20 protein-coding genes are annotated in these 26341 nt (G+C 68.2%); 6 read left to right on the forward strand and 14 right to left on the reverse strand.

Annotated features, from left to right (window positions below):
• Positions 1–71: 71 nt before the first annotated feature.
• From INF26_RS04500 to INF26_RS04525, 6 genes are all read right to left on the reverse strand, one after another.
• Entirely contained in the window at positions 72–746 is a 675-nt protein-coding gene (locus tag INF26_RS04500; protein ID WP_193529540.1) for a response regulator transcription factor, read from the reverse strand.
• Between the two features lie 220 nt (positions 747–966).
• Complete coding sequence (locus tag INF26_RS04505; RefSeq protein WP_226371893.1) at positions 967–1758, reverse strand: amino acid ABC transporter ATP-binding protein; 792 nt, start codon at positions 1756–1758, stop codon at positions 967–969.
• Positions 1751–3085: an amino acid ABC transporter permease gene (locus INF26_RS04510; protein WP_332307308.1), complete on the reverse strand. Its 1335-nt coding sequence runs from the start codon at positions 3083–3085 to the stop codon at positions 1751–1753. The genes INF26_RS04505 and INF26_RS04510 overlap by 8 nt, the downstream gene beginning before the upstream one ends.
• 90 nt (positions 3086–3175) lie before the next feature.
• Positions 3176–4006 (reverse strand): ABC transporter substrate-binding protein, encoded by an 831-nt coding sequence (locus INF26_RS04515; protein ID WP_226371894.1) that lies wholly within the window; start codon positions 4004–4006, stop codon positions 3176–3178.
• Between the two features lie 457 nt (positions 4007–4463).
• The gene (locus INF26_RS04520; protein WP_193529542.1) at positions 4464–5804 is read right to left on the reverse strand and encodes a glutamine synthetase family protein; all 1341 of its coding nucleotides are present in this window, start codon (positions 5802–5804) and stop codon (positions 4464–4466) included.
• Positions 5805–6195: 391 nt separating this feature from the next.
• Complete coding sequence (locus INF26_RS04525) at positions 6196–6393, reverse strand: FeoB-associated Cys-rich membrane protein (protein ID WP_193529543.1); 198 nt, start codon at positions 6391–6393, stop codon at positions 6196–6198.
• A gap of 121 nt (positions 6394–6514) precedes the next feature.
• On the opposite strand from INF26_RS04525, the gene gpmA reads away from it, so the two are divergent.
• Complete coding sequence (gene gpmA / locus INF26_RS04530) at positions 6515–7276, forward strand: 2,3-diphosphoglycerate-dependent phosphoglycerate mutase (protein ID WP_087226237.1); 762 nt, start codon at positions 6515–6517, stop codon at positions 7274–7276.
• Positions 7277–7614: 338 nt separating this feature from the next.
• Here gpmA and INF26_RS04535 read toward each other — a convergent pair whose 3' ends face one another.
• The 5 genes from INF26_RS04535 to INF26_RS04555 all read right to left on the reverse strand — a co-directional run bounded on the left by INF26_RS04535 (position 7615) and on the right by INF26_RS04555 (position 14405).
• A complete protein-coding gene (locus tag INF26_RS04535) occupies positions 7615–8424 on the reverse strand; it encodes a ZIP family metal transporter (RefSeq protein ID WP_193529544.1) in 810 nt (269 codons plus the stop codon).
• A 202-nt stretch (positions 8425–8626) separates the two neighbouring features.
• A complete protein-coding gene (feoB, locus tag INF26_RS04540; protein WP_193529545.1) occupies positions 8627–10876 on the reverse strand; it encodes a ferrous iron transport protein B in 2250 nt (749 codons plus the stop codon).
• Between the two features lie 137 nt (positions 10877–11013).
• The gene (locus INF26_RS04545; protein ID WP_193529546.1) at positions 11014–11253 is read right to left on the reverse strand and encodes a FeoA family protein; all 240 of its coding nucleotides are present in this window, start codon (positions 11251–11253) and stop codon (positions 11014–11016) included.
• A 35-nt stretch (positions 11254–11288) separates the two neighbouring features.
• The gene (locus INF26_RS04550) at positions 11289–11519 is read right to left on the reverse strand and encodes a FeoA family protein (protein WP_193529547.1); all 231 of its coding nucleotides are present in this window, start codon (positions 11517–11519) and stop codon (positions 11289–11291) included.
• A gap of 225 nt (positions 11520–11744) precedes the next feature.
• Positions 11745–14405: a phosphoenolpyruvate carboxylase gene (locus INF26_RS04555; protein WP_193530104.1), complete on the reverse strand. Its 2661-nt coding sequence runs from the start codon at positions 14403–14405 to the stop codon at positions 11745–11747.
• 219 nt (positions 14406–14624) lie between these two features.
• On the opposite strand from INF26_RS04555, the gene INF26_RS04560 reads away from it, so the two are divergent.
• Entirely contained in the window at positions 14625–16076 is a 1452-nt protein-coding gene (locus INF26_RS04560; protein WP_193529548.1) for a lipopolysaccharide biosynthesis protein, read from the forward strand.
• Between the two features lie 186 nt (positions 16077–16262).
• On the opposite strand, the gene INF26_RS04565 is transcribed toward INF26_RS04560, so the two are convergent.
• The gene (locus INF26_RS04565) at positions 16263–17201 is read right to left on the reverse strand and encodes a CPBP family intramembrane glutamic endopeptidase (RefSeq protein ID WP_193529549.1); all 939 of its coding nucleotides are present in this window, start codon (positions 17199–17201) and stop codon (positions 16263–16265) included.
• Positions 17202–17550: 349 nt separating this feature from the next.
• Between INF26_RS04565 and INF26_RS04570 the strand changes: the two genes are divergently transcribed.
• A complete protein-coding gene (locus tag INF26_RS04570) occupies positions 17551–19512 on the forward strand; it encodes a BMP family ABC transporter substrate-binding protein (protein ID WP_193529550.1) in 1962 nt (653 codons plus the stop codon).
• 10 nt (positions 19513–19522) lie between these two features.
• Positions 19523–20164, forward strand: a complete 642-nt coding sequence (locus INF26_RS04575; protein ID WP_193529551.1) for a metallophosphoesterase family protein — start codon at positions 19523–19525, stop codon at positions 20162–20164.
• Between the two features lie 221 nt (positions 20165–20385).
• On the opposite strand, the gene INF26_RS04580 is transcribed toward INF26_RS04575, so the two are convergent.
• Both INF26_RS04580 and INF26_RS04585 read right to left on the reverse strand, forming a co-directional pair.
• A complete protein-coding gene (locus INF26_RS04580) occupies positions 20386–21633 on the reverse strand; it encodes a galactokinase (RefSeq protein ID WP_193529552.1) in 1248 nt (415 codons plus the stop codon).
• A gap of 61 nt (positions 21634–21694) precedes the next feature.
• Positions 21695–23272, reverse strand: coding sequence for a UDP-glucose--hexose-1-phosphate uridylyltransferase (locus tag INF26_RS04585; protein ID WP_193529553.1), 1578 nt, complete (start codon positions 23270–23272; stop codon positions 21695–21697).
• A 291-nt stretch (positions 23273–23563) separates the two neighbouring features.
• Between INF26_RS04585 and INF26_RS04590 the strand changes: the two genes are divergently transcribed.
• Entirely contained in the window at positions 23564–24565 is a 1002-nt protein-coding gene (locus INF26_RS04590; protein ID WP_193529554.1) for a LacI family DNA-binding transcriptional regulator, read from the forward strand.
• A 48-nt stretch (positions 24566–24613) separates the two neighbouring features.
• Entirely contained in the window at positions 24614–26296 is a 1683-nt protein-coding gene (locus INF26_RS04595) for a glycoside hydrolase family 13 protein (protein WP_193529555.1), read from the forward strand.
• Positions 26297–26341: the final 45 nt, after the last annotated feature.

Here is a 26341-nt window from a genome sequence, read left to right on the forward strand (position 1 = left end):
CAAGGAGTAACTATACGGGAGTCGCCCGAGAAATGCAAGCGCGAATTTGGGCGACCCGAGTCCCGCGTTCCCTAGATGCGGAAGAGGTAGCCGACGCCGCGGATGGTGACGATGTGACTGGCCACCTGCGGGCCCACCTTGGAGCGGACACGACGGATGTGGACGTCCACCGTGCGGGTACCGCCGCAGTACTCGAAGCCCCAGACGCGGTGCAGCAGCGTCTCGCGCGAGTAGGCGCGGCTCGGATGCGTGGCGAGGAAGGAGAGCAGCGAGTACTCCATGAGCGTGAGGTCAACGGGCTGCTCGTCGATGTAGACCTGGTAGGTGGCGAGGTTGATCGTCATGTTGTCGATCGTGACGATGTCCGCCGGCGCGCTCTCCTCGCCCGGCCACAGAAGCAGCGTGCAGCGCAGCTCGAACTCGGCCGCGCCGGCAGTGGAGAGGATGAAGTCGTTGTTGCCCTGCGTGGGCATGTGGAGGGTAGCGAGCTTGTCCGGGTCCTGGACCAGGAGCATGGGCACGAAGCCGTTCTCCGCCACGAAGGAGTCCACGGCGTTGAGAAGGTCCTGGCTCATGCCCTCGCCGTCGAGAATGACGAGGTCGAACTCGTGACCGGAGGACACGGCCTGCGGGAAGGTCTCCTCGTTCGCGAGCGCGATGGAGACGTCGATCTCATGCGAGAGCTCGCGCATGCGGTCGTGCAGGCGCGTCGTAGCAGAAATGAGCAGGATGTTCTTGTGGTGCATCCTGAGGCCCCTCCCAAAGCATCAGCATGAATGGGTGCATGTTACCACATCGTTCCCAGCCGCCACACGCGAGCAGGTCGTCCGATGTTCCTCCGAGAAGTGCGCTTCGCGGAACTTCTCTCCGGAACATCGGACGACCCGTCGGCTGCCCGGGCGTTCCGGAAGGAAGTTCCGCGCAGCGCACTTCCTGGAGGAACGCCCGGGCAGCCCAACAGGTTGGTTAGTCGATGCTGCCGAGGAACTCGGCGGTGCGGGGGCTCTTAGGGTGCTCGAAGAGCTGCTCGGGGGTGCCCTCCTCCACCACGTAGCCCCCCTCCATGAAGATCACGCGGTCGGCGACGTCGCGGGCGAAGCCCATCTCGTGGGTCACGACGACCATCGTCATGCCCTGCTCGGCGAGCTCGCGCATGACGTCGAGGACGCCGCGCACGAGCTCCGGGTCAAGCGCACTCGTGGCCTCGTCGAAGAGCATGACGTGCGGCTCCATGGCAAGGGCGCGCGCGATGGCCACGCGCTGCTGCTGGCCGCCGGAGAGCTCGTCGGGATAGTAGTCGGCGCGCTCGGCGAGACCGACGCGGGCGAGCCGCTCGCGGGCGACCTTCTCGGCCTCCTCGGCGGAGCGGCCGAGCACCTTCTGCTGGGCGAGCATCACGTTGTGCAGGGCGTCGAGGTGCGGGAACAGGTTGAACTGCTGGAACACCATGCCCATGCGCTTGCGGACGTCGTTGACGTCGGTCTTGGGGTCGGTGATGTCCTGGCCCTCGAAGATGATCTTGCCGCTCGTGGGCTCCTCGAGGCGGTTCAGGCAGCGCAGCATCGTCGACTTGCCGGAGCCGGAAGGCCCGAGCACCACCACGACCTCGCCGCGGTAGATGTCGACGTCGATGCCCCGCAGGACCACGGTCTCGCCGAAGCTCTTGTGCAGGTCGACGATGCGCAGGATGGGCTCGTCGGTCGCGTCGGCGGCGACGGGCGCGGCGTTCTTCTCTGCCTCGGTGGCGGCGTCACTCATCTGAGGCTCCCTTCTCGTCGGCAGACTCGAGCTCGACGGCGTGCTTGCGGCTGCGGTGGCCGCGGACGCGGTCCTCCAGGTGACGCGTCACCTTGGAGAGCGGCAGCGTGATCACCAGGTAGAACAGGGCGGCCACGATGTAGGGCGTGATCGAGCCAGTGGAGGCCACAATCGTGCGCGCGTACATGACGAGCTCCATGATGCCCACGGCGGCGAGCAGCGACGTGTCCTTGTAGAGCACGATGAACTCGCTCGTGAGGTTGGGGATTACGATGCGGAACATCTGCGGCAGGATGACGTAGAACATGGTCTGGGCGCCGTTCATGCCGAGCGAGCGGGCGGCCTCGGTCTGGCCCTTGCTGATGGAGAGGATGCCCGCGCGGAAGATCTCGCACATGTAGGCACCCGAGTTCATGCACATGACCGTGACGCCCAGCACGAAGTTGGGGATCTGGATGCCGGCGAGCGGCAGGCCGAAGAACGCCACGTAGATCTGCAGGAACAGCGGCGTGCCGCGGACGATGTTAACGTAGGTGGTCGCGATGCCGCGGAGAAGCCGCAGCTTGGAGATGCGCATGAGCGCGAGCAGAAGGCCCATCGGGATGGCCAGCGGGAACGCCACGGCAACGATCGCGATGGACGTGAAGAAGCCGGTGAGCACCACCGGGAAGCTGGTCACGAGCAGGGCGGGGTCAAAGAAGAGGTGGAGGAACCGGTTGGCGTTCCACGCCTGGATCCAGGGCTGCTCCTCGAGCCACTGCGAGAGGGACTCGGTGAACGAGATCCCCTCGACGGGGATGGACGGGATGCCCTCGATCTGCGCCTCGGTGCCGTCGGCCAGCTCGTAGGTGGCCTCGACCTGCATCTCGCCGCCGTCCGTGGGGAAGAACACGTCGTAGACGAGGATGTTGAGGTGGCCCTGCTGCATGATCGGCTCGGCGAAGTCGAGCGTGAGGTCCTGGCCGTCGACGGACTCGGTGTAGTCGAGCTCGTTCCTGGTCATGAGGTCGTCGCCGGTGAGCAGCGTGACCGCCAGGTCGTCGGTGCCGAAGGTGGTCCCCTCGGGGAGGCGCAGGGTGAGGCTCGAGACGCCCTCGCCCTCGGCCACGCTGGCCTCGAAGGTGATGCGCGACTCGGTGGCGCCCATGATGGCCGTGGGGTCGTCCTCGGAGTTGGGCCGGCCGGTGCACTTCACGACCTCCATCGCGTCGGCGCGCCCGACGGGCAGCGCCAGGGCGCCGAGCAGCGCGACCGCGACGATCAGGACGCCGAGAAAGACCGCGGGGGCGCGGCGGCGTCCGGCTGTGCAAGACGGGAGAATGTTCACGTGGCTTCCTCGCTTCGTATGCGCTGACGGCCCCTCCTCGCAGAAGCGGGAAGGGGCCGTGGCAATCATGTCCTGATGCGGCTCTACGGCTTAGCCCATGTTCGCGGCGATGAGCTCGTCGATCGTGCCGTCCTCCTGGAGCGTGGCGAGGGCCTCGTTGATGGCGGCGAGCAGGGCCTCGTTGTCCTTGTTGACGCAGATCGCGTACTCCTCGCCGGTGGCGGAGGTGAGCACGACGTGCTGGTCGGTGTAGGCGCCGGCGAGCATCTGCTCGACGACGGCGAGGTTGCCGCAGACGGCGTTGGCCTGGCCGGCGGAGACGGCGGCGAAGGCGTCCGTGAACTGCGGGAACGCGAGCTGCTCGGCGTTGGGGAAGTTCTCGGCGGCAAAGTCGGCGCCGGTGGAGCCGCTCTGGACGGCGATGGTCATCTCGGCGCTGTTGAGCACCTCGGCGGCGTTGTCCTCGGTGACGTCGGCGTTGTCGGCGAGAACCGCGACGGCCTGGTTGTCGATGTAGTAGGGCGTGGTGAAGTTGACCTCGTCCTCGCGGTCGGGGGTGATGGAGATGCCCGAGAGGCCCGCGTCGGCCTGGCCGCCGGCGACGATGGCCGGGACGATGCCGTCGAAGTCGATGTTGGTGTAGACGCACTCGAGGCCGAGCTGCTCGGCGACGGCACGGCCGAGGTCCATGTCCAGACCCACGTACTCGCCGTCGACGAGGTTCTCGAAGGGCGGGTAGTCCGGCGAGACGGCAAAGGTGATGGAACCCTCGGTCACGAGGCCGAGATCGCCGTCGGCGGCCTCCTCGGTGGCGTCGTCCGCCGCCTGCTCGGCCTGCCCGCCGCCGCAGCCGGCGAGGGCGAACGTGCCGGCGAGCGCGCCCGCGGCGGTCAGAAAGTTCCTTCTGGTCATGCTCTTCATGTCTGGGTTCCTTCCCCCATTGCTTTGGCGCGTGGTCACGCCCTTTCCCGACGGAGGCACGGGTCTTCCCGTGTCAGGGCTCGCGCCCCGCCCGTCGCCAAGAGTAGAGTGTGCGCCTGAGTTGCGCACACGTCGCACGATATCGAACTTCCTTAACAAAATGGACACGCCGCCGGCACCGCCCTTCTCGCCCGCGCGACCAAGAAGTCCGGGAATCGGAGGGGTTCCGCACCTTGGCGCCGCCACCGTCCAGGAATCGCCGGGTTTCCCGCCGGGCGAGAAGAACATGTCCCGGAAACGTCGGGGTTCCCGCGACGTTGTCCTAAAAGCGGCGACCTTCCCGCCGGGGCGTCCCGGAATCCCGGGGTTACTCGCCCTGCGACGCAGAAGGTCGCCGATTCCGGGACGGCCGCGGCCAAAGCCCGGAGAATCTTGCCGTTTTTCGGACGGGCCGCGCCTACACGCCGCCGTAGTAGTGCTCGCGCTCCCAGTCGGTCACGGCCGTGCAGAACTCCTCCCACTCGCGGCGCTTCTCGCGCACGAAGTAGGTGAAGATGTGCTCGCCGAGGACCTCGCGCATGAGGTCGGAGGACTCGAAGCGGTCGATGGCCTCGCCGAGGGTGCGCGGCAGGCGCTGGATGCCCTTGGCCTCGAGCTCGCGGTCGGAGGCGGCGAAGGTGTCGCAGGTGGACTCCTCCGGCATGGGCAGGCCCTCCTCGATGCCCTTGAGGCCGGCGGCGATGGTCACGGCGAGCGCCAGGTAGGGGTTGGCCGTGGGGTCGGGGCTGCGCAGCTCGACGCGCGTGGCGATGTGCTTGCCGGGTTTGTGCGTGGGGATGCGCACGAGCGCGGAGCGGTTCTTACGGCCCCACGTGGCGTGCGTGGGAACCTCGCCGGTGGAGACGAAGCGCTTGTAGGAGTTGACGGTCGGGTTGGTGACCAGCGTGAACTCCGGGGCGTACTTGAGGATGCCGGCGACGTAGTGCTGCGCCAGGTCCGAGAGGTGCGCGGGGTGGTGCTCCTTGGGGCCCCAGAAGAGGTTCTCGCCGTCGTGGTCGAGCAGCGACTGGTAGAGGTACATCGCCGAGCCCGGGGCGCTCGGGATGGGCTTGGGCATGAACGAGGCGAACATGCCCTGGCCGGCGGCCTCCTGCTTGATGACCAGGCGGGCGGTCATGATGTTGTCGGCGCAGCTCACGGCCTCGGTGAAGCGCAGCTCGACGCCGTTCTGGGACGGGCCGGCGGCGTGGTAGGAGTACTGCACCGGGATGGACATCTTCTCGAGGGTGAGCGTAGTCTGGCGGCGCAGGTCGTTGGCGCGGTCCATCGGCGTGAGGTCGAAGTAGCCGGCGGTGTCGAGCGGCACGGGGTCAAGGTCGTTGTCGAAGTAGAAGTACTCGATCTTGGGGCCGACGTTGGGGACGAGGCCCTGCTCGTCGGCGCGGGCGAAGACCTTGCGGAGGCAGCGGCGCGGGTCGCCCTCGAAGGGCTCGCGCGAGGGCATGGAGACGTCGCAGAAGACGCGGGCCACGCCCGACTCCTTCGGGCGCCACGGGAGCAGCGCGAAGGTCGCGGGGTCGGGGAAGGCGAGCATGTCCGACTCCTCGAGCGAGGCGAAGCCGTCCACGGCCGAGCCGTCGAAGCCGATGCCCTCCTCGAAGGCCTCCTCGAGCTCCTCGGGCGAGATGGCGAAGCACTTGAGGTTGCCCAGGACGTCCGTGAACCACAGCTGCACGAAGCGGATGTCGCGCTTCTCGACGGTGCGCAGGACGAAGTCGATGTCTTTCTCGGTGCTCATGAGTCGTTCCTCTCCGATGACGGCGAAGATTCATAGTCCGAGCAAGGTTCTCACATGAGTGTTTCGCCGCTGTTACCTGTTACGGCGGCGGCGATCCGTGCGAGACGGCGTTCGCGACGCGAGGTATCGAGTTGGGCTTTCCAAAAAGGCCCCTCGTACAACATTCGGGGCTCGACGAAACCAAAACGGCCCTTCGTGCAACACGGTTTTACGATCTGAGCCCGCCAGCACTACACCGTTCTGTCTGCCAACTGGGCTTACGTGACGCGGCTCTCAGAAGGGGAGGCAGAATCGTGCTACACGAAGGGCGGTTTTGGTCTGAGGAGGACGGCAAATGTTGCACGAGAGTCCATTTTGCCTGGCACAGGCTCCGGGCACGTCGTCCTGCAGGCTATTTGTCGAGGCGCTTCTCGACGTTTCTGAGCATGTCGCGCGCCGCCGGGCAGGGCGAGCCCGTGACATGCGCCGAGCAGCCCTCCCTGCTCCCGCAGCTTGAGCAGCCGTTCTTCCGAGAACGGACGACGGAGCGGATCGCGAGGGCGAGCAGTGCGGCAACGACCACCAGAACAAGAAGGTCGACGGCGCTCATGGGCCATCCTCCTGTGCGAAACTTTTTTGTTAACCAAGGTCAACTATACCCGTTGCGGCTACTATATATGTAGCGCGGCGCCCGCCGCACAAACTCCGCATCGAGAAGGGACGTGTCTCCAATGAACGACGACCAGACCATGCAGCTCGTCATCGTCCGCCACGGCGAGTCCGAGTGGAACAAGCTCAACCTCTTCACCGGCTGGACCGACGTCGACCTCACCGACACCGGTCGCGAGGAGGCCCACGCGGGCGGCAAGGCCCTCAAGGAGGCCGGCTTCGACTTCGACGTCTGCTACACCTCTCTGCTCAAGCGCGCCATCCACACGCTCAACTGCGTACTCGACGAGCTCGACCGCAACTGGCTGCCCGTCCACAAGGCCTGGCAGCTCAACGAGCGTCACTACGGTGCCCTCCAGGGCCTGAACAAGGCCGACGCCGCCGCCGAGCACGGCGAGGACCAGGTCAAGATCTGGCGTCGCTCCTTCGACGTCCAGCCGCCCGCCCTCGAGCCCGGCGACGAGCGCGACCCGCACGTCCAGGAGATGTTCCGCGACGTGCCCAAGGAGGACCTCCCCTACACCGAGTGCCTCAAGGACACCATCGCCCGCGCCTGGCCGTACTTTGAGCAGGAGATCAAGCCGCAGATGGAGGCCGGCAAGCGCGTGCTGATCGCCGCCCACGGCAACAGCCTGCGCGCCCTCGTCATGCAGTTCGAGAAGCTGACCCCCGAGGAGATCCTCGAGGTCAACATCCCGACCGGTGTGCCGTGCGCCTACACCTTCGACAAGGACTGGAACGTCGTCGACAAGCACTACATCGGCGACCCCGCCACCATCGAGGCCAAGATCAACGCCGTCGCCAACCAGGGCAAGGCCAAGTAGCCTTCGCCAGCAGCAAGGGCACGCCCGCCCCACTTGCACGCAGGAGTGCGCTTCGCGAAACTCCCGCTTAGCAAGTGGGGCGGGCCTTTCTGTGTCGAGTCTATGCCTGAGAAAAAGGTGCGCCGCCTGCCGTAGAGGGGGTGGGCAGGCGGCGCTCAGGTTCGCCGTTCGCGACGGGGAGAGGGGTCCGTCGCTCGGGCAGGGTTAAACGGGTCGTGCCGGGGTTCCGAGTCGCTGTTCTTCTCGGCACGATTGTTAGTTTAGGTTAACCATCGCTGAAATCCCATCACAAAGGTGGGATATCACGGGTTCTCCATAAGTTAGATATGGTTTACTATCTAGCCCAGCGCAACGTCGAGGACCATCATCACGACGAAGCCCGCGATGAAGCCGAGCGTGCCCACGTTGGAGTGCTCGCCGAGATGGGCCTCGGGAATGAGCTCCTCCACCACCACGTAGACCATCGCACCCGCGGCAAAGGCGAGGAGCCAGGGCATGTACGGGGCGATCCAGCCGCTGGCCAGGACGACGAGCACGCCGAAGATCGGCTCCACGATGCCGGAGAGGCTACCCATGGCGAACGCGCGGCGACGGCTCATGCCCTCGCGCGCGAGCGGCAGCGCGACGGCGGCGCCCTCCGGGAAGTTCTGCAGGCCAATGCCCACGGCGAGCGCCACGGCCATGCCGAGGTAGGCCTCCCCCGCTGCGCCCGCGGTCTGCGCCGCCATGGCGAAGAGCAGGCCGACGGACATGCCCTCGGGGATGTTGTGCAGCGTCACGGCCGAGACGAGCAGCGTCGTGCGCTTCCAGCCGGAGGGGACGCCCTCGGGCTCGTCGGCGCCCGCGTGCAGGTGCGGCAGGAACGTGTCGAGCGCCATGAGGAAGGCCACGCCCAGGAGGAAGCCTCCCGCCGCGGGCAGCCAGCCGGGGACACCGAGCCCCTCGGCCTGCTCGATTGCTGGGTTGAGCAGCGACCATACGCTCGCCGCGACCATGACGCCCGCGGCGAATCCGAGGAAGATGTGGTGCATGAGCCTGCGCTCGGAGCGGAAGAAGAACACCACGGCCGAGCCCGCAGTGGTCATGAGCCAGGTGAAGCCGCAACCAAGCGCGGCCCACGCGAGCGCCTGGGGGATGTTGTCGATCATCTGGGCCTCTTTCATCGTCTGGGTACTTTTCTCGCACTTGGTTAAGTACTACCCAAACAGTGCCAATTTCCTACCTGCCGATCTTCGGACAGCTGTCCCCAAGCCACACGGGCTCCCCGTGAAAAAGTACCCAGACAACGAGGGGGCGCGCCGCCGGAGCCAATGCCGGCGACGCGCCCGCGTGAAACGATGCTGGCCGCACCTAGGCGAGCTGGGCGAGGATCTTCTCGTCCTCACGCTCCGTCTTGGGCATCGGCCGGATGATCTGGAAGATCATGCCCGCGAGCAGGACGAACGCGACCACGGTCCAGAACCCAAAGTTCCCCAGCACAAAGAGCTCCCAGAGCTGGTTGATGATGAGGCCCACGCACCAGGCAAAGACGCACTGGTAGCCGATTGCGAACCAGAACCACTTGGGCGAGTCCATCTGCCTGCGGATGGTGCCGATGGCCGCAAAGCACGGAGCGTCGAGCATGTTGAACGCCACGAACGCGCACATCGCACCCGCATGCATGACTCCCGCGCCGTCGGTGAACATGGCCGCGAAGGCCTGCCACATGACCGGGTCGCCCTCGGTTGCCTCGCCCAGGCCGAAGATCGTACCAAAGGTGGAGACCAGGTTCTCCTTGGCGATGAGGGCGTTGATGGAAGCGGCGGTCGCCTGCCAGCTGTCGGCGCCGAGCGGCGCAAAGATCCACGAGATGGCACCAGCCACGATGGCGAGCAGCGAGTAGTCGGCGCTGTACTCAGGCGCGCCCGGCAGAGAGGCGAGGAAGCCAAAGGAGCCGTCGCCACCCTCCCACGAGGCAAAGCCAAAGCTGGAGAGGAACCACACGATAACGCACGCGGCAAAGATGATCGTCGCGGCCTTCTTGAGGTACGCGGAGATGCGCTCCCACACGTGCAGCCACCAGCTCTTGAGCGCGGGCAGGTGGTAGTCGGGCAGCTCCATCACAAAGGGTGCGGGCTCGCCGGCAAACATGCGCGTCTTCTTGAGCATGAGCGCCGAGACAACGATGGCGGCAAGGCCAAGGAAGTAGAACATCGGTGCCACCCACCAGGCGTCAGCGCCGCCCACGAGCACGCCCATCACCAGCGCGATAATCGGGGTCTTGGCGCCACACGGAATCATGGTGGTAAGCATCGCCGTCATGCGACGGTCCTTCTCGTTCTCGATGGTCTTGGTGGCCATGACGCCGGGAACGCCGCAGCCGGACGAGATGAGGAACGGGATGAAGCTCTTGCCCGAGAGGCCAAAGCGGCGGAACAGACGATCCATGACAAAGGCCACGCGGCTCATGTAGCCGCAGTCCTCGAGGAACGCAAGCATCATGAACAGCACGAGCATCTGCGGGATGAAGCCGAGGACCGAGCCCACGCCGCCCACGATGCCGTCGAGCACGAGCGAGCTCACCATGTCAGAGGCGCCCGCCGCGGTGAGCCAGCCCTCGACCACCGCAGGGATGGACGGAATCGCCATGCCAAAGAGCTCCCAGCCCTCGCCGAAGACCTCGTCATTGGCCCAGACGGTACCCCAGTCGCCCACCGTGGAGACCGCGATGTAGTACACGACGAACATCACGGCCACAAAGATCGGCAGGCCCAGCACGCGGCTGGTCACGACCTTATCGATCCTCTCGGACATGCTGAGCTTCTTGGGGGCCTTCTTCACGCAGGCGCCCATGGTCTCGGCGATCCAGTCGTAGCGGTCGGAGGTGATGATGGACTCGGCATCGTCGTCGCGGCTCTTCTCGACGGCCTTGATGACCTTCTCGGCCTGGTTGAGCTGCGCTGAGCTGAGGTGCAGCTGCTTCACGGCCTCGGAGTCGCGCTCGAAGACCTTCACGGAGTACCAGCGCACGAGGTTGGCGTCGCAGCAGTCGGAGACGATCTGGGAGATCTTCTCGAGCGCCTCCTCGACCTCGGGCGAGAAGCACTTGGCGCCCGGCTGGACCCTGCCCGCCTGGCCGGCGGCGACGGCCTTCTTGACGAGCTCGTCGAGGTTGGTGTTGCGCAGCGCGGACACCTGGACCACCGGCACGCCCAGACGCTCCGAGAGGGCCGCGACGTCAATGACGTCACCCCGCTCCTTGAGCAGGTCGCACATGTTGAGGCCCACGACCACGGGGCGCCCGGCCTCCAGGAGCTGCGTCGTGAGGTAGAGGTTGCGCTCGAGGTTGGTCGCGTCGACGAGGTTGATCACGGCGTCGGGGCGCTCCTCGACGATGTAGTCGCGCGAGACGACCTCCTCGGGTGTGTACGGCGAGAGCGAGTAGATGCCGGGCAGGTCGACGAAGGTGACGCTCTTGTCGGTGCGCCACGTTGCCTGCTTCTTCTCGACGGTGACGCCGGGCCAGTTGCCCACGTAGCCGTTCGAGCCCGTGAGCTCGTTGAACAGCGTGGTCTTACCGCAGTTTGGGTTACCTGCGAGACCGATCATGGTTTCTGCCATACCGTGCCTTTCTGTGTCGTGCTGAGTTAACCAATTGCTACTTGCGTGGTGCCATTTATTAGATTAGGCTAACTATAGGATTGAGAAAAACGGCCGCTTCCGGCCGATTCCGCGACGCGAGGTTCTTCTCGCCCGCGCTACTCGCCCTGTGCCACGCCCGTGACCTCGATGGAGGCCGCCTCGTCCTTGCGAATCGAGAGCTCGTAGCCGCGCACCGTGAGCTCCACGGGGTCCCCGAGCGGCGCCACCTTGCGCACGTGGACGCGGGTCCCCTTGGTGAGGCCCATGTCCATGATCCGGCGCTTGAGGGCCCCGGTGCCCGTGAGGGCGGCGACGGTGCAGCTCTCCCCCACCTTCACGTCCCTGAGTGTTGTCATCTGCCTTCCTTCCTCTCTGCGGGGCTGTCGCCCGCCTAGATCGACACGGTGATGTGGCTCGCCATCGAGCGGTTGAGCGCGAGGCGTGCGCCCTTGACGGCCACGATGACGTCGCCGGCCGCACGTGAGATGACCTTGACCTCGGCGCCGTCCACAAAGCCGAGCTCCGCGAGGTGCTGACGCAGGCCGGCATCGCCCCGCACGCGCGACACGCGCACGACCTCGTCCGTGCCCGCCATGGCTAGCGGTAGCTGCGATGACGACATGAGCTGCCTCCCCTTGTGTTAAAGCTAGCTAACTTACGATAAGTAATATAGGACTAACTTCAGCGCACGCAAGCACCGTTCGCCGATTGAGTTACATACGGGAAACTTTTTGGCCGACTGACGCAACATGCCTCTCATGAATTCACGAGAGGCTTGTTTTCGCGCGTTGGCCGTCGATTGTCCCCGCTCGTGAATTCACGAGCGGCATCCTGCCGCAGGGCGACGTCACCCCGTGTTCTGCAGGCCCGCCGCGACGCCGGAGACGGTGCAGAGGATGAGGTACGTGAGGGCGTCGCGCTCCTCGGGCTCCAGGTCGCCGGCGCGCAGGCGGCGCAGCGCGAGGGCCTGCGTCACCGAGAGCACGTTCACGAACGGCAGGCGCATGCGGATGACCGGCCCCAGCACGCGACGGTGCTGCAGCGGCCACTCGTCGCCCACGATCGCGAGCACCCAGCGACGTGTGAGCTCCATCTCCTCGAGCACCTTGCGCGCGAGGTCGTCGCGGTCGGCAAGGGCGAGGTAGAGGCGGGCGATCCGCTCGTCCACCTTGGAGAGCGACATCTCCACGTTGTCGACGAACGTGGTGAAGAGCGGCCACTCGGCGTAGGCGGCGCGAAGGCGCCCCAGGTCCCCCACCCGCTCGCAGGCGGTGCCCAGACCGTACCAGGCGGCCAGGTTGACGCGCGCCTGGGACCACGAGAAGATCCACGGGATGGCGCGCAGGTCGTCGAGGGAGGTGGCGCCGAGGCCGCGCTTGGCGGGACGGCTGCCGATGGGCATGAGGCCGACCTCGGCGAGCGGCGTCACGGTGGAGAACCACGTCGCGAAGCCCTCGGTGTGCAGCAGGTCGAGGTAGCGCTCGCGGCTCGCGGCGTCCAGCTCGGCGGCGAGCGCCGCGTACTTCTCGGTGGTCTCGGTGTTGAGCAGCTCGACCGACGGGGCGGACGAGAGGAGCGTGGCGCCCGCGACCGACTCCACGTGGCGGCGCGCCAGCGTGGGGTTGCCGTAGCGGGCGAAGATGACCTCGCCCTGCTCCGTGAGCTTGAAGCAGCCGTTCACCGAGCCGGCGGGCTGGGAGAGCACCGCGCGGTTGGCGGGCCCGCCGCCGCGGCCGACCGCGCCGCCGCGGCCGTGCATGAGGACGAGGTCGATGTCGTTCTCCTCCGCCCAGCGCGCGATGCTGGCCTGCGCCGCGTGCAGCACGAGCGTGGCCGCCGTGGGGCCCACGTCCTTGGAGGAGTCGGAGTAGCCGAGCATGACCTCCAGGCGCCGGCCCGTCTGGGCGAGGCGACGCTGGACCTCGGGCAGGCGCACGATCTGGCCGAGCGTCTCGGTGGCGTGCTCGAGGTCGGCGGCCTGCTCGAAGAGCGGGATGACGTCGAGCACGGGGACGTCCGCCTCGTGCGCGAAGGCGAGGTGCGCGAGCTCGTAGACGTTCGCCACGTCCTCGGCCGAGCGGGTGAACGAGATGATGTAGCGGCGCGCGGCGTCGACGCCGTTCTTGCGCTGGATCTGCGATATGGCACGGAAGGTGTCCAGGACCTCGCGCGTCATGGGCGCGAGCTCCCCGCGCTCGCCCCAGCGGCCGTGCTCGCGGATGTCCTCGAGCGCGCGGGCGTGCACGAGCGAGTGCTGGCGGAACTCCATCTCCACGAGGTGGAAGCCGAAGGTCTGCGCCTGCCAGACGAGGCGCTGCAGCGGGCCGTACGCCGCGCGGACGGCGCCGGCGCGCGCGAGCGAGTCCTGAACGACGCGCAGGTCGGCGACGTAGTCGTCCGCGCAGCGGTACATGACGTCGGCGGTGCGGGCCACCGTGGCGCGCAGGCGCTCGGCGATGACGAGCATCGCGGCGCGGTGCAGCTCGCTCGCCGAGATCCCGAGGGCGCGGGCCGTGAGCTCCTCGCTCATCTCGACCTGGTGGCTCCAGAGGTTCACGAGCGCGTCGGAGGGCGGCGTGGACACGGCGTCGAGCGTGAGGTTGCGCCCGCACGCCTGCGTGGCGTCGGCCAGGCGCTCCAGCACGTGGACGCGGAACTTCTCGGCCACGGCGCGGCTCACGCGGGCGGTGACGTTGGGGTTGCCGTCGCGGTCCGAGCCGATCCAGCTGCCGGGATGGAAGAACGCGGGACAGACGGGCGGCACGGTGCCGGCGCGCTCCCCGAGCTCCCAGTCGTCGAAGCGCCGGTAGACGTCCGGCACCATGTCGAAGAGCGTGTTGTCGAAGATGTCGACGATGGTGTCGGCCTCCTCGACGGGCGTGGGCTTCTTGTGCGCGATCGGCGAGGTGCGCAGCAGGGCGTCGATCTCCTGCAGCAGGCGCCGCTCGTTCTCGGCGAGCGCGGTCCCGGCGAGGCGGCAGCGCTCCTCGAGCAGCTCGGAGATGCGGCGGATCTTGCCCTCGACGGCCTTGCGGCGCGCCTCGGTGGGGTGTGCGGTGAAGACGGGGCGGAACTCCAGGCGCTGGAGCAGCGCGACGGCGCGCCCGCGGCCGCACTCCTCGACGAGGCGGCGGTAGGCCACGGTGAGGTCGTTGATCGGGTCGGCGTCCGCGGCGGGGTCCACGCCGGCCTCGCGCTCGCGCAGCGAGGTCACGCGGTAGTGTTCCTCGCAGATGTTGGCCAGGTGGAAGTACGCCACGAAGGCGCGCATGAGCAGCGTCGCGCTGCGCTCGTCCAGGCCGTCGATCGTGCGCTCGAGCTCGGCGAAGGCGGCGCGCTCGTCGGGCGTGTCGGCTGACTCGTCGGCACTCGCGCGGAAGGCATCCGAGAGCAGCACGTCGAAGGTCTCGAGAAGACCGGGGTCGAACTCGTCGAGCACCTTGCGCACCAGGCGCAGGAAGAGGTCCATGTTCTCGGCGATGCTCTCGGGGACGTTGAGGGCGGGCATGATATCGCTCGCGGCGGACGCCTGCACGTTCTTCTCGGCCAACGCTGCTCCTTTGACGGACGTATGGTCGGCTACACGATACCCCGAGAAGGCGCTCGCACAGAAGTCCCCTCAAGAAAGACCCATGCGAGAAACGCGATGTTCACGTCCGAGCGCGGCGCGGGCCGCCCGGGCGCTACAATCAGGTACCGAGAAGAACGCCCTCCGGAGAGACCCCGCATGCAGAACCCGCTCAAGAAGCTCCGCCCGAAAGCGCCCGCCGCCGCGACGCCCCAGACCCCGCGCACGCCGCGCTACGGGGTGTCGCCGCGCAAGCCGCGCCGAGAGCGGCCGCCGCGCGAGCGCGAGGCGTTTCTCGCCCGCGTGGTCAACGACTGGTGGAACAGGCTCATCTCCGCGGTCTTCGGCGGCAAGTTCTCCGAGCAGACCGAGCAGTACCTCGCGCACCAGACCAAGCGCGACTACGTCTGCAACACGATCGGCCAGGCCGCGTGGGGCATGCTCTTCCCGCTGCTCACGATGGTCGCCACGTGGCTCGTGGGCGCCGAGCAGGCGGGCCTGTTCTCGATGGCCTTCACCGTGGGCACGCTGCTTCTGTTCCTCGCCAACTACGGCGTGCGCACCTACCAGGTCTCCGACCTGGACGACATGCGCTCGTTCCTGGACTACCAGATCAACCGCTTCGTCACCTGCGCGGCCATGCTGCTCGTGGGCTGGATGTGGTGCCAGTTCCGCGGCTACGACGCGCAGATGTTCTCGATCTGCATGGGCGTGCTGGTCTTCCGAGCCGTGGACGGCCTGGCCGACGTCTACGAGGGGCGCCTCCAGCAGAAGGACAAGCTCTACCTCGCCGGCCTCTCGCAGGCGGCGCGCTGCGTGCTGGGGCTCGTGGCCTTCTCGCTGGCGCTTCTCGTGACGCGCGACCTCGCCGTCGCGAGCTTCGCGATGGCCGTGGGCGCCGTGGCCTCGCTCGTGCTGCTCACCGTGCCGCTCGCCTACTTCGAGACCGAGCGCAGCATGCCCGCCACCGCGCGCGGCATCCGCGAGCTCTTCGTCGAGTGCTTCCCGCTCTTCGTGGCGCTCTTCCTCTACAACCTGATCGACTCGGTGCCCAAGTTCGCGATGGAGGGCGTCCTCTCCTACGACAACCAGCTCTACTACAACGCCATGTACTTCCCCGCGCACTCGATCCTCATGGTGGCCGGGTTCATCTACAAGCCGCAGCTCGTGCGCCTGGCACGCATCTGGGACGACCCCGAGAAGCACCGGCGCTTCGACCTCCTGGTACTCGCCATGGTGGGCGTGATCGCGCTGGTCACGGGTGCGATGGCGCTCTTCATGGGCACCGTGGGCATCCCGCTCATGAGCCTCATGTACGGCCTGGACTTCGAGAAGTTCCGCGGCCTGTGCCTCGTGATGGTCGCCACGGGCGGCGTGTGCGCCTGCATCGACTTCCTCTACCAGATCATCACGGTGCTGCGCGCCCAGGGCGACGTCTCCAAGCTCTACCTCATCGCCTTCGCCTTCTCCGTGCCGGTGGCGATGCTGCTCGTGAACTTCGCGGGGCTCGCGGGCGCCGTGGTGGGCTCGCTCGTCTCGATGGCGATCCTGCTCACGCTGCTGGTCATGGAGTACTTCGGCATCCGCAAGCGCATGAGCCGCGGCTACTAGCGGCGCGGCGGCAGGCGCCGGACGCCCTCCTTTCCGGGCAATTCATCAGGGTATGTACACTGTTGCAGGTTTAATTTAGCATGCCGCAACGATAAAGTCGCAGGTAGACGGCTTGCCGAGAAGTACATCAATTTTGCAATGTCGTACATACCCTGAGAGTGCTCGGCGGCGCCCCGGGAGCGGGACTCACAGGCCGGGCGGCGGGACCGGGAGACCGTCGTCCTTCTCGTCCGCGGGCGTCTCCCCCACCGGCGCCCACCCCGACTCGAAGGGGCCCTCCTGCGGGACGGGCGTCGTCTCGAGCAGCCCCCACGCGCGCACGGCGCACAGCGCGTAGACGGCGACGGCTGCCACGTAGACCACGATGAGCGTCGAGGCCAGTGCCACGGCGGCGACGTCCGCACCCGAGCTCACGTAGGAGCCCTCGAGCGTCCCCTCGAGCTCCCCCAGCAGCGCGAGCGGGGCCATGAGCAGGAAGTCCGCGAGGCCGTGGAGCGCCGCCACGCCGAGAAAGCTGCGCGTCCGCACGTACACGACCGCGAAGAGCAACCCGACGCAGGCGGTCTGGGCGGTCTTGAGCAGCATCTGGGCGAGCTCGAGCACGCCGATCGAGGGCGTCGCGGTCACGTGCAGCGCACCGAAGACCACCGACGAGACGAGCACCGCGCCCACGACGCCGTTCTTCGTGCGACCGTGGCGCGACAGGATGCCTCCCAGCAGCAGCACGCGGAAGAGCGCCTCCTCGTAGAGGCCGACGGAGGCGCAGAAGAGCGCGAGAAGCACGAGGTCGGGAAGCCAGGTCGGCGAGAGGCCCAGCGCCTCGCCGGCGGCGGAGGCCTGCAGCAGCGCCGTGACCTCGAGCGCGCAGAGCCCGAGCGAGAGGAGCACCGGGAGGCATCCCTCGCGCAGGGCGCGTCGCACCCCCACGGCCGAGGGCGCCAGGGACCGGACGCCGCCGAGCAGGGCAATCATGCCCGCGACCAGGGTGAACAGTAGCACTCGCTGAAGCGCCTGGTCGGCCAGGAGGGGCAGTGCCGCGAAGCCCGGCACGAACGCCAGGGCCAGGTAGCCCGCCGCCGTGAGCCAGCACGCCCAGCCCTGCTTGTGCCTCTTGATCAGCGCCATGTCGTCCTCCCGCCCCAAGGATACCCGTTGCGGGCACGCCGCCCTTCTCGCTACGCTCGCCGAGCGGTCCTTCTCGCCGAGCGGCCACAAGTTCTTCTCGCCACGCGACCCGGCCCGTGTGCCGCAAGGTATGCGCAATCAGCCAAGGTATGCGCAATTGCGCAAGGTGTGTATACCGTCTCATCTTCTATATCAGCAGATAGATCGCGTGACGAGAAGAACCCGCGATCGCAAGGTTGCGCATACCACGAGAAAATGCGCATACCACGCAGAAAGCTTCCGTCCCGTGAGAGGCGCCGCTCGATTCGCTACCATGTATGGGAACGGTCCCGCCCAGGAAGGGAGCGCCATGCTCGAGGACTATGCCAAGGCGCGCAAGCTCGGCCTCAAGCAGGTGGAACGCGACGTCGCAGCCGGACGCTACCCCTATCCCCCCGCGCTCGACGACATCCTCAAGAACCAGGGCTACCAGGGCGAGGTCCCGGTCGGGCTCGCCGAGATCGACCTCGCGCTCATAGCGGGCACCAAGACGCGCGGGCGTCAGAACATGTTCTCGAGCGGCTTTCTGCCCATCGCCGAGGTCGGCTCGGAGTTCTCCGCCAAGTGGAGCGACCTCATCGACTCGCAGCGCGCCGAGGGCCTGCGCGACCCGATCGTCGTCTACGAGTACCTGCAGCGCTTCTACGTGCAGGAGGGCAACAAGCGCGTCTCCGTCTCGCGCTACCTGGGCATGCCCACGATCCTTGCCAGCATCACGCGCGTGACGCCCATGCCCTCCGACGAGAAGGCCCTGCGCGCCTACCACGAGTTCACGCGCTTCTACCGCGTGTGCCCCATCTACGGCATCATCTCGGAGGAGGAGGGCTTCTACACCCGCCTCGCCGCGCTGCTGGGCCAGAGCCTGGACGAGCCCTGGCCCGAGGACGTGGTGCGCGACCTGCGCTCGCTCTTCGACAGCTTCTCCCTCTCGTGGCGCGCCCGCGGCGGCGAGTCCCTCGACCTGCAGGTCGGCGACGCGCTGGCCACCTACGTGACGATCTTCGGCTTCGAGCACGTGCGCGGGCTCGTCCCCTCGCAGGTGGACGCCGAGGTCGGCAAGATCTGGGGCGAGTTCGTGGTCACGCAGGGCGAGGGTGCGCGCGCCTACCTCGAGGACCCCGCGAAGGGCCACACCGCGCCGCTCCCCAAGCTCAAGAACCTCGCCAAGACCACCATGCTCGCCCGGCCCTTCCGCGTGGCCTTCGTCTACGACCGCAACCCGCTCTCCTCCGGCTGGATCGCCCTGCACGACCGCGGCCGCCAGAAGCTGGAGGGGCGCCTCGGCGCCACCGTCTCCACGCGCGTCTTCACCGACCGCAGCTCCGACGCCGCCTTCGACCAGGCCATAGACGAGGCGGCCGACTACGGCGCCGACCTCGTGGTCACCTGCTCGCCCACGCAGATGCGCCAGGTCACGCGCGCCGCGGCGGAGCACCCGGGGCCGGCCTACCTCAACTGCTCCGTGAGCCTCTCCCACAGCGCGGTGCGCGGCTTCTACGGCCGCATGTACGAGGCGAAGTTCCTGCTCGGCGCGCTCGCGGCGAGCCTCGCCGGCCACCACAAGGTGGGCTACGTCGCCGAGTCGCCGGTCTTCTCGACCGTGGCGGAGATCAACGCCTTCGCCATCGGCGCCCAGATGGTGGACCCCTACGTGACAGTCCACCTCAAGTGGTTCTCCGCCAAGGACTACGACTGGCGCCGTGAGCTGCGCGAGGAGGGCGTCCACATCATCTCCGGCCGCGACTACGCCAACCCGCTCGCGCCCAAGGAGTCGTGGGGCCTCTACCGCGTGGACGACGACGGCGCCGAGACCCACCTCGCCGAGCCCGTCTGGAAGTGGGGCCGCTACTACGAGATGCTCGTGCGCTCGATCCGCAACGACACCTGGAAGAAGGAGGGCGAGAAGGTCGCCGGCCAGTCGCTCAACTACTGGTGGGGCATGTCCGCCGGCGTGCTCGACGTGCGGCTCTCTGACGAGCTGCCGCGCGGGCAGCGCATGCTCGTGGACGTGCTGCGCCAGTCGGTGCTCTCCGGGCGCGTGCACCCGTTCACCGGCGAGCTCCGCGCGCAGGGCGGCGACGTGGTCCAGGGCCCCGAGGCGGGCCGGCTCACGAGCGAGCAGATCGTCCGCATGCGCTGGCTCAACGAGAACGTGGTGGGGCGCCTGCCCGAGCAGCGCGAGCTCGACCGCGACGGCCTCGTCGAGGTGGAGGTCGCGGGAGTGATCCCGGTCGACCCCGCGACGGTCCTGCTCAGGGACACGAGCCGGTAGGGGGCGCGACGTGCGAATTCTCGCGATATCGGACACCGAGGAGGGCTGGCTCTACGACCGCTGGGACGCGAGCCGCGTGGCCGGCGTGGACCTGATCGTCTCCTGCGGCGACCTGCCCGCGCGCTACCTCGAGCACATCGTGACGCTCGCCAACGTGCCGCTCCTCTACGTGTGGGGCAACCACGACACCGCCTACGAGCGGCACGCGCCCGAGGGCTGCACCTGCGTCGACGGCCGCATCCTGGACTTCCGCGGCCTGCGGGTCATGGGCCTCGGCGGCTCGATCCGCTACAACGACCAGGTCCACGGCTTCACCGAGGCAGAGATGGCGAGAAGGGCCGCGCGGCTGGCGCTTCTCGCGAGCGCATCGGGCGGGGTCGACCTGGTCGTGACCCACGCGCCGGTCCGCGGCTACGGGGACCTCGACGACCTCCCCCACCGCGGCTTCGAGGCACTGGGGCGCCTGTTGGAGCGGACGCGCCCCCGCTACCTGCTGCACGGCCACGTCCACATGGAGTACGGGCGCATCGAGCGCGTGCGCGAGCACCCGTGTGGCACGACCATCGTCAACGCCTGCGGCTCCTACGTGCTGGAAATCCCCGACGACGCGCTCGAGGAACACCGCGGGCTCTTCCACCCCGAGAGCGTCTAGGGGACGCGTCCTTCTCGCCCGGTGGCGCGCCGCTCCACCCGTCTCGTTCCGCAGAGAATAACGGGCAAAATTCAAGTTTCACGAAAATTTTTCCTGCGGATATATGATAGTCAATCGAATTTTGCCCGTTAATCGAGGCGTGCGACACACGGAAGGCGGCGACGCAGCCGAGGCCGCGCCGCCGCCCACAAGGGACCCGCTGGCGAGAAGAACGTGCCGCTCTACGCCTTGCCGAGGCAGGCGGCGCCCGTCTGACGGATGTTGGTGAGGTAGACGTTCTCGCGTCCGAAGTAGCCGGCCATGTAGTCAACGTAGCCCGCGGTCTCGGCCTTGGGGATCACGCACATGATGACGCCCGCGAAGCCGCCGCCGTGCAGGCGGAACGCGCCGGCGCCGATCTTGCGCAGGTAGAGCTCGGTGAGGGCGAGCGCCATCGGGATGGGCTCCTCCTCGGGCATGCCCGGGACCACGGCGTTCTGCAGCCACTCCCAGGAGGAGCGGCCGGAGGCGGTGATGATGTCGAGGACCTTGGCCTTGTCGCCGGCGTTGATGGCGGCCTCGGCGGCCTCCACGCGCTTGACCTCCTCGAAGTAGTGCAGGGCGCGCAGCACCGCGCGGTCGCCGCACTTCTCGCGCAGCTCGGCGAGGTTGGCGAGAACCGCGTCCTCGTTGGACTCGCAGAGGTTCTTGACGCCGAGGGCGGCGGCGACGTCGTGCATCTCGTTGGGGACGGAGGAGTACTCGGCGGAGAGGTCGGCGTGGCCCTTGCCGGTGTTGACGATCACGAGGTCGTGGTCGAGCTCGTCGAAGCCGAAGTCGACCTTCTCGTACTTCACGCCGTCCGAGAAGTCCAAGAGGATCGTGCCGCCCACGGCGCACGCCATCTGGTCCATGAGGCCGGAGGCCTTGTCCCACCAGACGTTCTCGGCGTACTGGCCGATGCGGGCGTAGTCGGCGCGCTCGATGGCGTCGTCGTTGTAGAGGTGGTTGATCATCTCGCAGACGAGCATCTCGAAGGAGGCCGAGGAGCTCACTCCGGCGGACGGGATGACCTCGGAGGAGCACACGGCGTTGAAGCCGCCGATCTTGAAGCCGCGCTTGGCCGTGGCCTCGAGCATGCCGGCGACGAGCGTGGTGGAGCCGCCGCCGTGCGCGATCTTGTCGATCGCGTTGGTGTCCACGACGATGGCCTCGGGATAGCCCTCGCTCCAGATGGTGACGACGCCGTCGTCGGTCTTCTGGGCGGCGCCGATGCTGTCCATGGTGATGGACGCGCAGAGGATCTTGCCGCCGTTGTGGTCGGTGTGGTTGCCGATGATCTCGGTGCGGCCGGAGGCCGTGAAGTACTCCGGGTCGCCGGCGCCGAAGGCCTCGTCGTAGCGCGCGGCCAGCGCGGAGAGCCGCTCGGCGGCGCGCTCGGCGTCCTCGCCGTACACCTTGTTCAGAACGTCCTGGCTGGGAATGCCCATGGGTGATCTCCTCTCTGATGATCCAAAAGGGGTCTGTCCCCTTTTGGATCAAATCTCCTCTTTAGCAGACGCTCGCGACGAAGCGCGCGAACGCCGCCCTGCCCTGATCGTCGTCGGCGAAGACCGCGCAGTGCTCGAGCACCTGCGCGAAGACCTGGCCGATCTCGTCCTCGATGACGGCGTGGAGCGCCGTGGCGTCCGCCCCGGCGACGTTCTCCGGCGCGAACTCGGGGTGGCGCCGCAGCACCTCGGCCGCCCACGGCGCGTGCGCCTCGAGCTCGGGCACCGACGCCGGGTCCTCGCCGGCGAGGATGACCTGCTCGAGCCGGTCCATCTCGCCGAGCAGGCGAGCCGGCAGCACCGCGAGGCCCATGACCTCGATGAGGCCGATGTTCTCCTTCTTGATGTGGTGCAGCTCCTGGTGCGGGTGGAAGATGCCGAGCGGGTACTCGTCCGTGGTGCGGTTGTTGCGCAGGACGAGGTCGAGCTCGAAGTCCTCGCCGCGACGGCGGGCGATCGGCGTGATGGTGTTGTGCGGGGTGCCGTCGGTCTCTGCGAGCACGCCCACGGCCTCGTCGGAGTAACCGCGCCAGGCGGTGAGGATCTTGTCGGCGAGCTCGACGAGACGCGCCGGGTCGCCTCCGTCGAGGCGGATCACCGACATCGGCCAGTCCACGATCTGGGCGCGCACGTCCTCGTAGCCGGCGAAGCTGATCTGCTCGCGCTCGCCGGCGCGGGCCATGGCGAACTCGTAGCGGCCGCCCTGGTAGTGCTCGTGCGTGAGGATGGAGCCGCCCACGATCGGCAGGTCGGCGTTGGAGCCCACCGTGTAGTGCGGGAACTTGCCCACGAACTCGAACAGGCGCTGGAACGTCGTGCGGCTGATCTGCATGGGGACGTGCTTCTCGGACAGCACGATGCAGTGCTCGTTGTAGTAGACGTAGGGGCTGTACTGCAGGTACCAGGACTCGCCGGCCAGCGTGAGGGGGATGAGGCGGATGGTCTCGCGCGCCGGGTGGTCGAGGCGGCCGGCGTAGCCCAGGTTCTCGGGGCAGAGCTGGCAGCGCGGGTAGGGCTCGGCGGCGCCGGACTTCTGCTTCTCCAGCGCGGCGGCGATGGCCTTGGGGTCCTTCTCGGGCTTGGAGAGGTTGATCGTGATGTCCAGGTCGCCGTAGCGCGTGGGGGTGACCCACTTGCGGTCGCGCGCGATGCGGTAGGTGCGGATGTAGTCGGAGTCCAGCGCGAGGTGGTAGAAGTAGTCCGTGGCCGCCTCGGGCGACTCGTCATAGCGCTCCCAGAACGTGCGGACGACCTCGCTCGGGCGCGGCGTGACACAGCCCATGAGGCGGGTGTCCAGCAGGTCGCGGCTCGCGATGCCGGCGTCGCACACGCCGCGCTCGACGGCGTCGTCCAGAAGGCCGGCGAGGATCTCCTCGAGCTCGGGACGCTCGGCGGCCGCACGGGCGGCGGCGACCGCCTCGCGCGGGACGAAGGCCCCCGTGGGCTCGTAGGAGAGCGCGTCGAGCATGAGGTTGGCGGCGTAGGTCACGTCCTCCTCGCCGATGAGCCCCCGGTCGAGCGCATAGGCGACGAGGTCGGCGACTCCCCTCTCCACTGCTCCAGAGCGATCATCTGCCATTACGTGCTCCCTCCTCGGACCCAGGGCCCGAAACGAAATAGGCTCACCTGCCTTTCGACGATACAGCATGAGCGCGGGCGCGAGACGGGCGATGCGGCCAGCGGCGCGCTGCCTTCCGCGCGCGGGTCGCGGCGCTCCCCCGCCTCATCCGTTCCTTGACGCCCGCGGGCGGCGCGATTCTGCCGGCGAGCGACAAGCGGCGATTCTCGTCGTCCCTCTCGCCGTGTCGTGGTATACCTGTCTCGATGACTGGAAACGTTTCCAGTCCAGGCGGAGACGGGAGGTCCGGCAGTGGACATCCGCGACATCGCGGCTAGGTCGGGCTACGGCGTGGGCACGGTCTCGCGCGTGATCAACGGCCAGCCCAACGTCAGCGACCAGGCGCGCGAGCGCATCCTCGCGGTCATGGCTGAGTGCGGCTACGAGCCCAACTCCAACGCGCGCTACCTCAAGATGCGCCAGCAGACGCCGGTGGCGGCGTTCGTCATGGGCGTCGGCAACCGCCTCTTCGGCGACGTCCTCGCCTCCCTGCAGGCGCACCTCGCGGGGGCGGGCGAGGAGCTGGCCGTCACCTACCTGGACGACGACGCGCGCGAGGTGCGCGCCGCGATCGACTACCAGCAGGCGCGACGCCCCAAGGCCATGGCCTTCCTCGGCGGAGAGCCGCGCCGCTTCGCCGAGGCGTTCGGCGAGATCGAGGTCCCGGCCGTGCTGGTGACCAACTCCGCCGCCGGCCTCGGCTTCCCCAACCTCTCCAGCGTGACGACGGACAACGAGGCCGCCGCGGCGCGCGCGGTCTCCCACCTGTGGGACCACGGGCACCGACACATCGGCATCATCGGCGGCAGCGGGGACGAGAACAGCATCAGCTCCCAGCGCCTGCGCGGGGCCGAGCGGGCGCTGCGGGAGCGCGGGGCCGAGCTCGACCTCGTGCGCGACTACGAGCCGTGCCCCTTCGACGAGCAGGGGGGCTACGACGCCGCGCGACGCCTCCTCGGCCGCACGCCCGACCTCACCGCCGTCTTCGCGCTCGGGGACGCGCCCGCCTTCGGCGCCCTGCGCGCCGCCGCGGACGCCGGCCTCTCCGTGCCGGGCGACCTCTCGCTCGTGGGCTTCGACGACACGTCCTTCTCGCGCTTCTCCGTGCCGCGGGTCACGACGATCCGCCAGGGCTCCGAGCGCCTGGGGGAGCGTGCCGCCCAGATCCTCCTGAGCATGCTGGACGGCGGCGATGCCGTCCACGAGGTGATCCCGTTCGAGCTCGTGGAGCGCGAGAGCGTCCGCACCCTGTAGCAGGCAGACGAATCGAGGGGGCCTCCCCTCAACCGGAAAGGAGAGCGCATGACCCGCAACAACGAGCGCGAGGACTGGTGGAAGCAGGCCGTGGTCTACCAGGTGTACCCGCGCAGCTTCTATGACACGGACGGCGACGGCCTCGGCGACATCCGCGGCGTCACCGCGCGGATGGACTATCTGCGCGACCTGGGCGTCGACGCGATCTGGCTCTCCCCCTTCTACCCCTCCCCGCTCGTGGACGGCGGCTACGACGTGGCCAACTACCGCGACGTGGACCCGCGTCTGGGGACGCTCGCCGACTTCGACGAGATGGCGGCTGCCGCGCACGCCGCCGGCATCAAGGTCGTCGTCGACATCGTCCCCAACCACACCTCCACCGAGCACGAGTGGTTCAAGGCGGCGCTGGCGGCCGGCCCCGGCTCCCCGGAGCGCGACCGCTACGTCTTCCGCCGCGGGCGCGGCGAGCACGGCGAGCTGCCCCCCAACGGCTGGAGGTCCACCTTCGGCGGGCCCGGCTGGGAGCCGGTCGGCGACGGCGAGTGGTACCTGCACCTCTTTGCCGTGGAGCAGGCGGACCTCAACTGGGGGAACCCCGAGGTGCGCGAGGACTTCAAGCGCACGCTGCGCTTCTGGAGCGACCGCGGGGCCGACGGCTTCCGGATCGACGTGGCGCACGCACTCGCCAAGGACCTCGACAGCCGCCCGCTCGACGAGTGGCCCGATGACCCCGACCAGGACCAACCCGGCGCTGAGAACCCCCTCTGGGACCGCCCGGAGGTGCACGAGATCTATCGCGAGTGGCGCCAGGTCTTCAACGAGTACGAGCCCCCGCGCTTTGCTGTGGGCGAGGCGTGGGTCGTGCCCGAGCACCAGTGGATGTACGCCTCCACCGACGAGCTCGGCCAGGTCTTCAACTTCGAGCTCGCCAAGGCCAACTGGATGGCCGACGAGATGCGCCGCGCCATCGAGGAGGGCCTCGCCGCCGCCGAGCGCTCCGGATCCACCACCACCTGGGTCCTCTCCAACCACGACGTGGTGCGTCACGCCACGCGCTACGGGCTGCCGCAGGTCAAGTCCGCGGCGCACCACCAGCTCGCCAACGACTGGCTGCTGCGCGACGGGCGCACCTACCATGAGGACCGCGAGCTCGGGACGCGCCGCGCGCGGGCGGCGCTGCTCATGGAGCTGGGACTTCCCGGCTCGGTCTACCTCTACCAGGGCGAGGAGCTGGGCCTCTTTGAGGTCGCCGACATCCCCTGGGACGCGCTCGAGGACCCCCAGGCGCACATGACCGCGCACGGCGACGCCCTCAAGGGCCGCGACGGCTGCCGCGTGCCGCTGCCCTGGGAGGCCGAGAAGGACGACTTCGGCTTCTCGGCGCCGGAGACGCACGTCCCGGCGCACCTGCCGCAGCCCGCCTGGTTCGCGGGGCACGCCGTGGACGCCGAGGAGACCGACGAGCGCTCGATGCTCCACTTCTACCGTCGCGCCCTCGCCGCGCGCGCCGAGCTCCTCACGGCCACCGGCGACACGTCGCTCGCGTGGGCGGACGGCTACGACGACCAGGTCATCGCCTACCGTCGCCCCACCGCGGACGGCCGGGTACTCACGAGCGTGACCAACTTCGGCGCCGCCGTCGAGCTGCCCGCCGGCGAGGTCCTTCTCGCCAGCGCCCCCCTCGTGAACGGCAGGCTCCCCCCTGACGCCACCGCCTGGGTGATTCGGTAACGACGCGGGACAGTCGCGGCGCCGTCGCCGATTCCGGGACATGCC

Source organism: Thermophilibacter gallinarum (genome assembly GCF_014982725.1).
Taxonomy (GTDB): Bacteria; Actinomycetota; Coriobacteriia; order Coriobacteriales; family Atopobiaceae; genus Thermophilibacter; species Thermophilibacter gallinarum.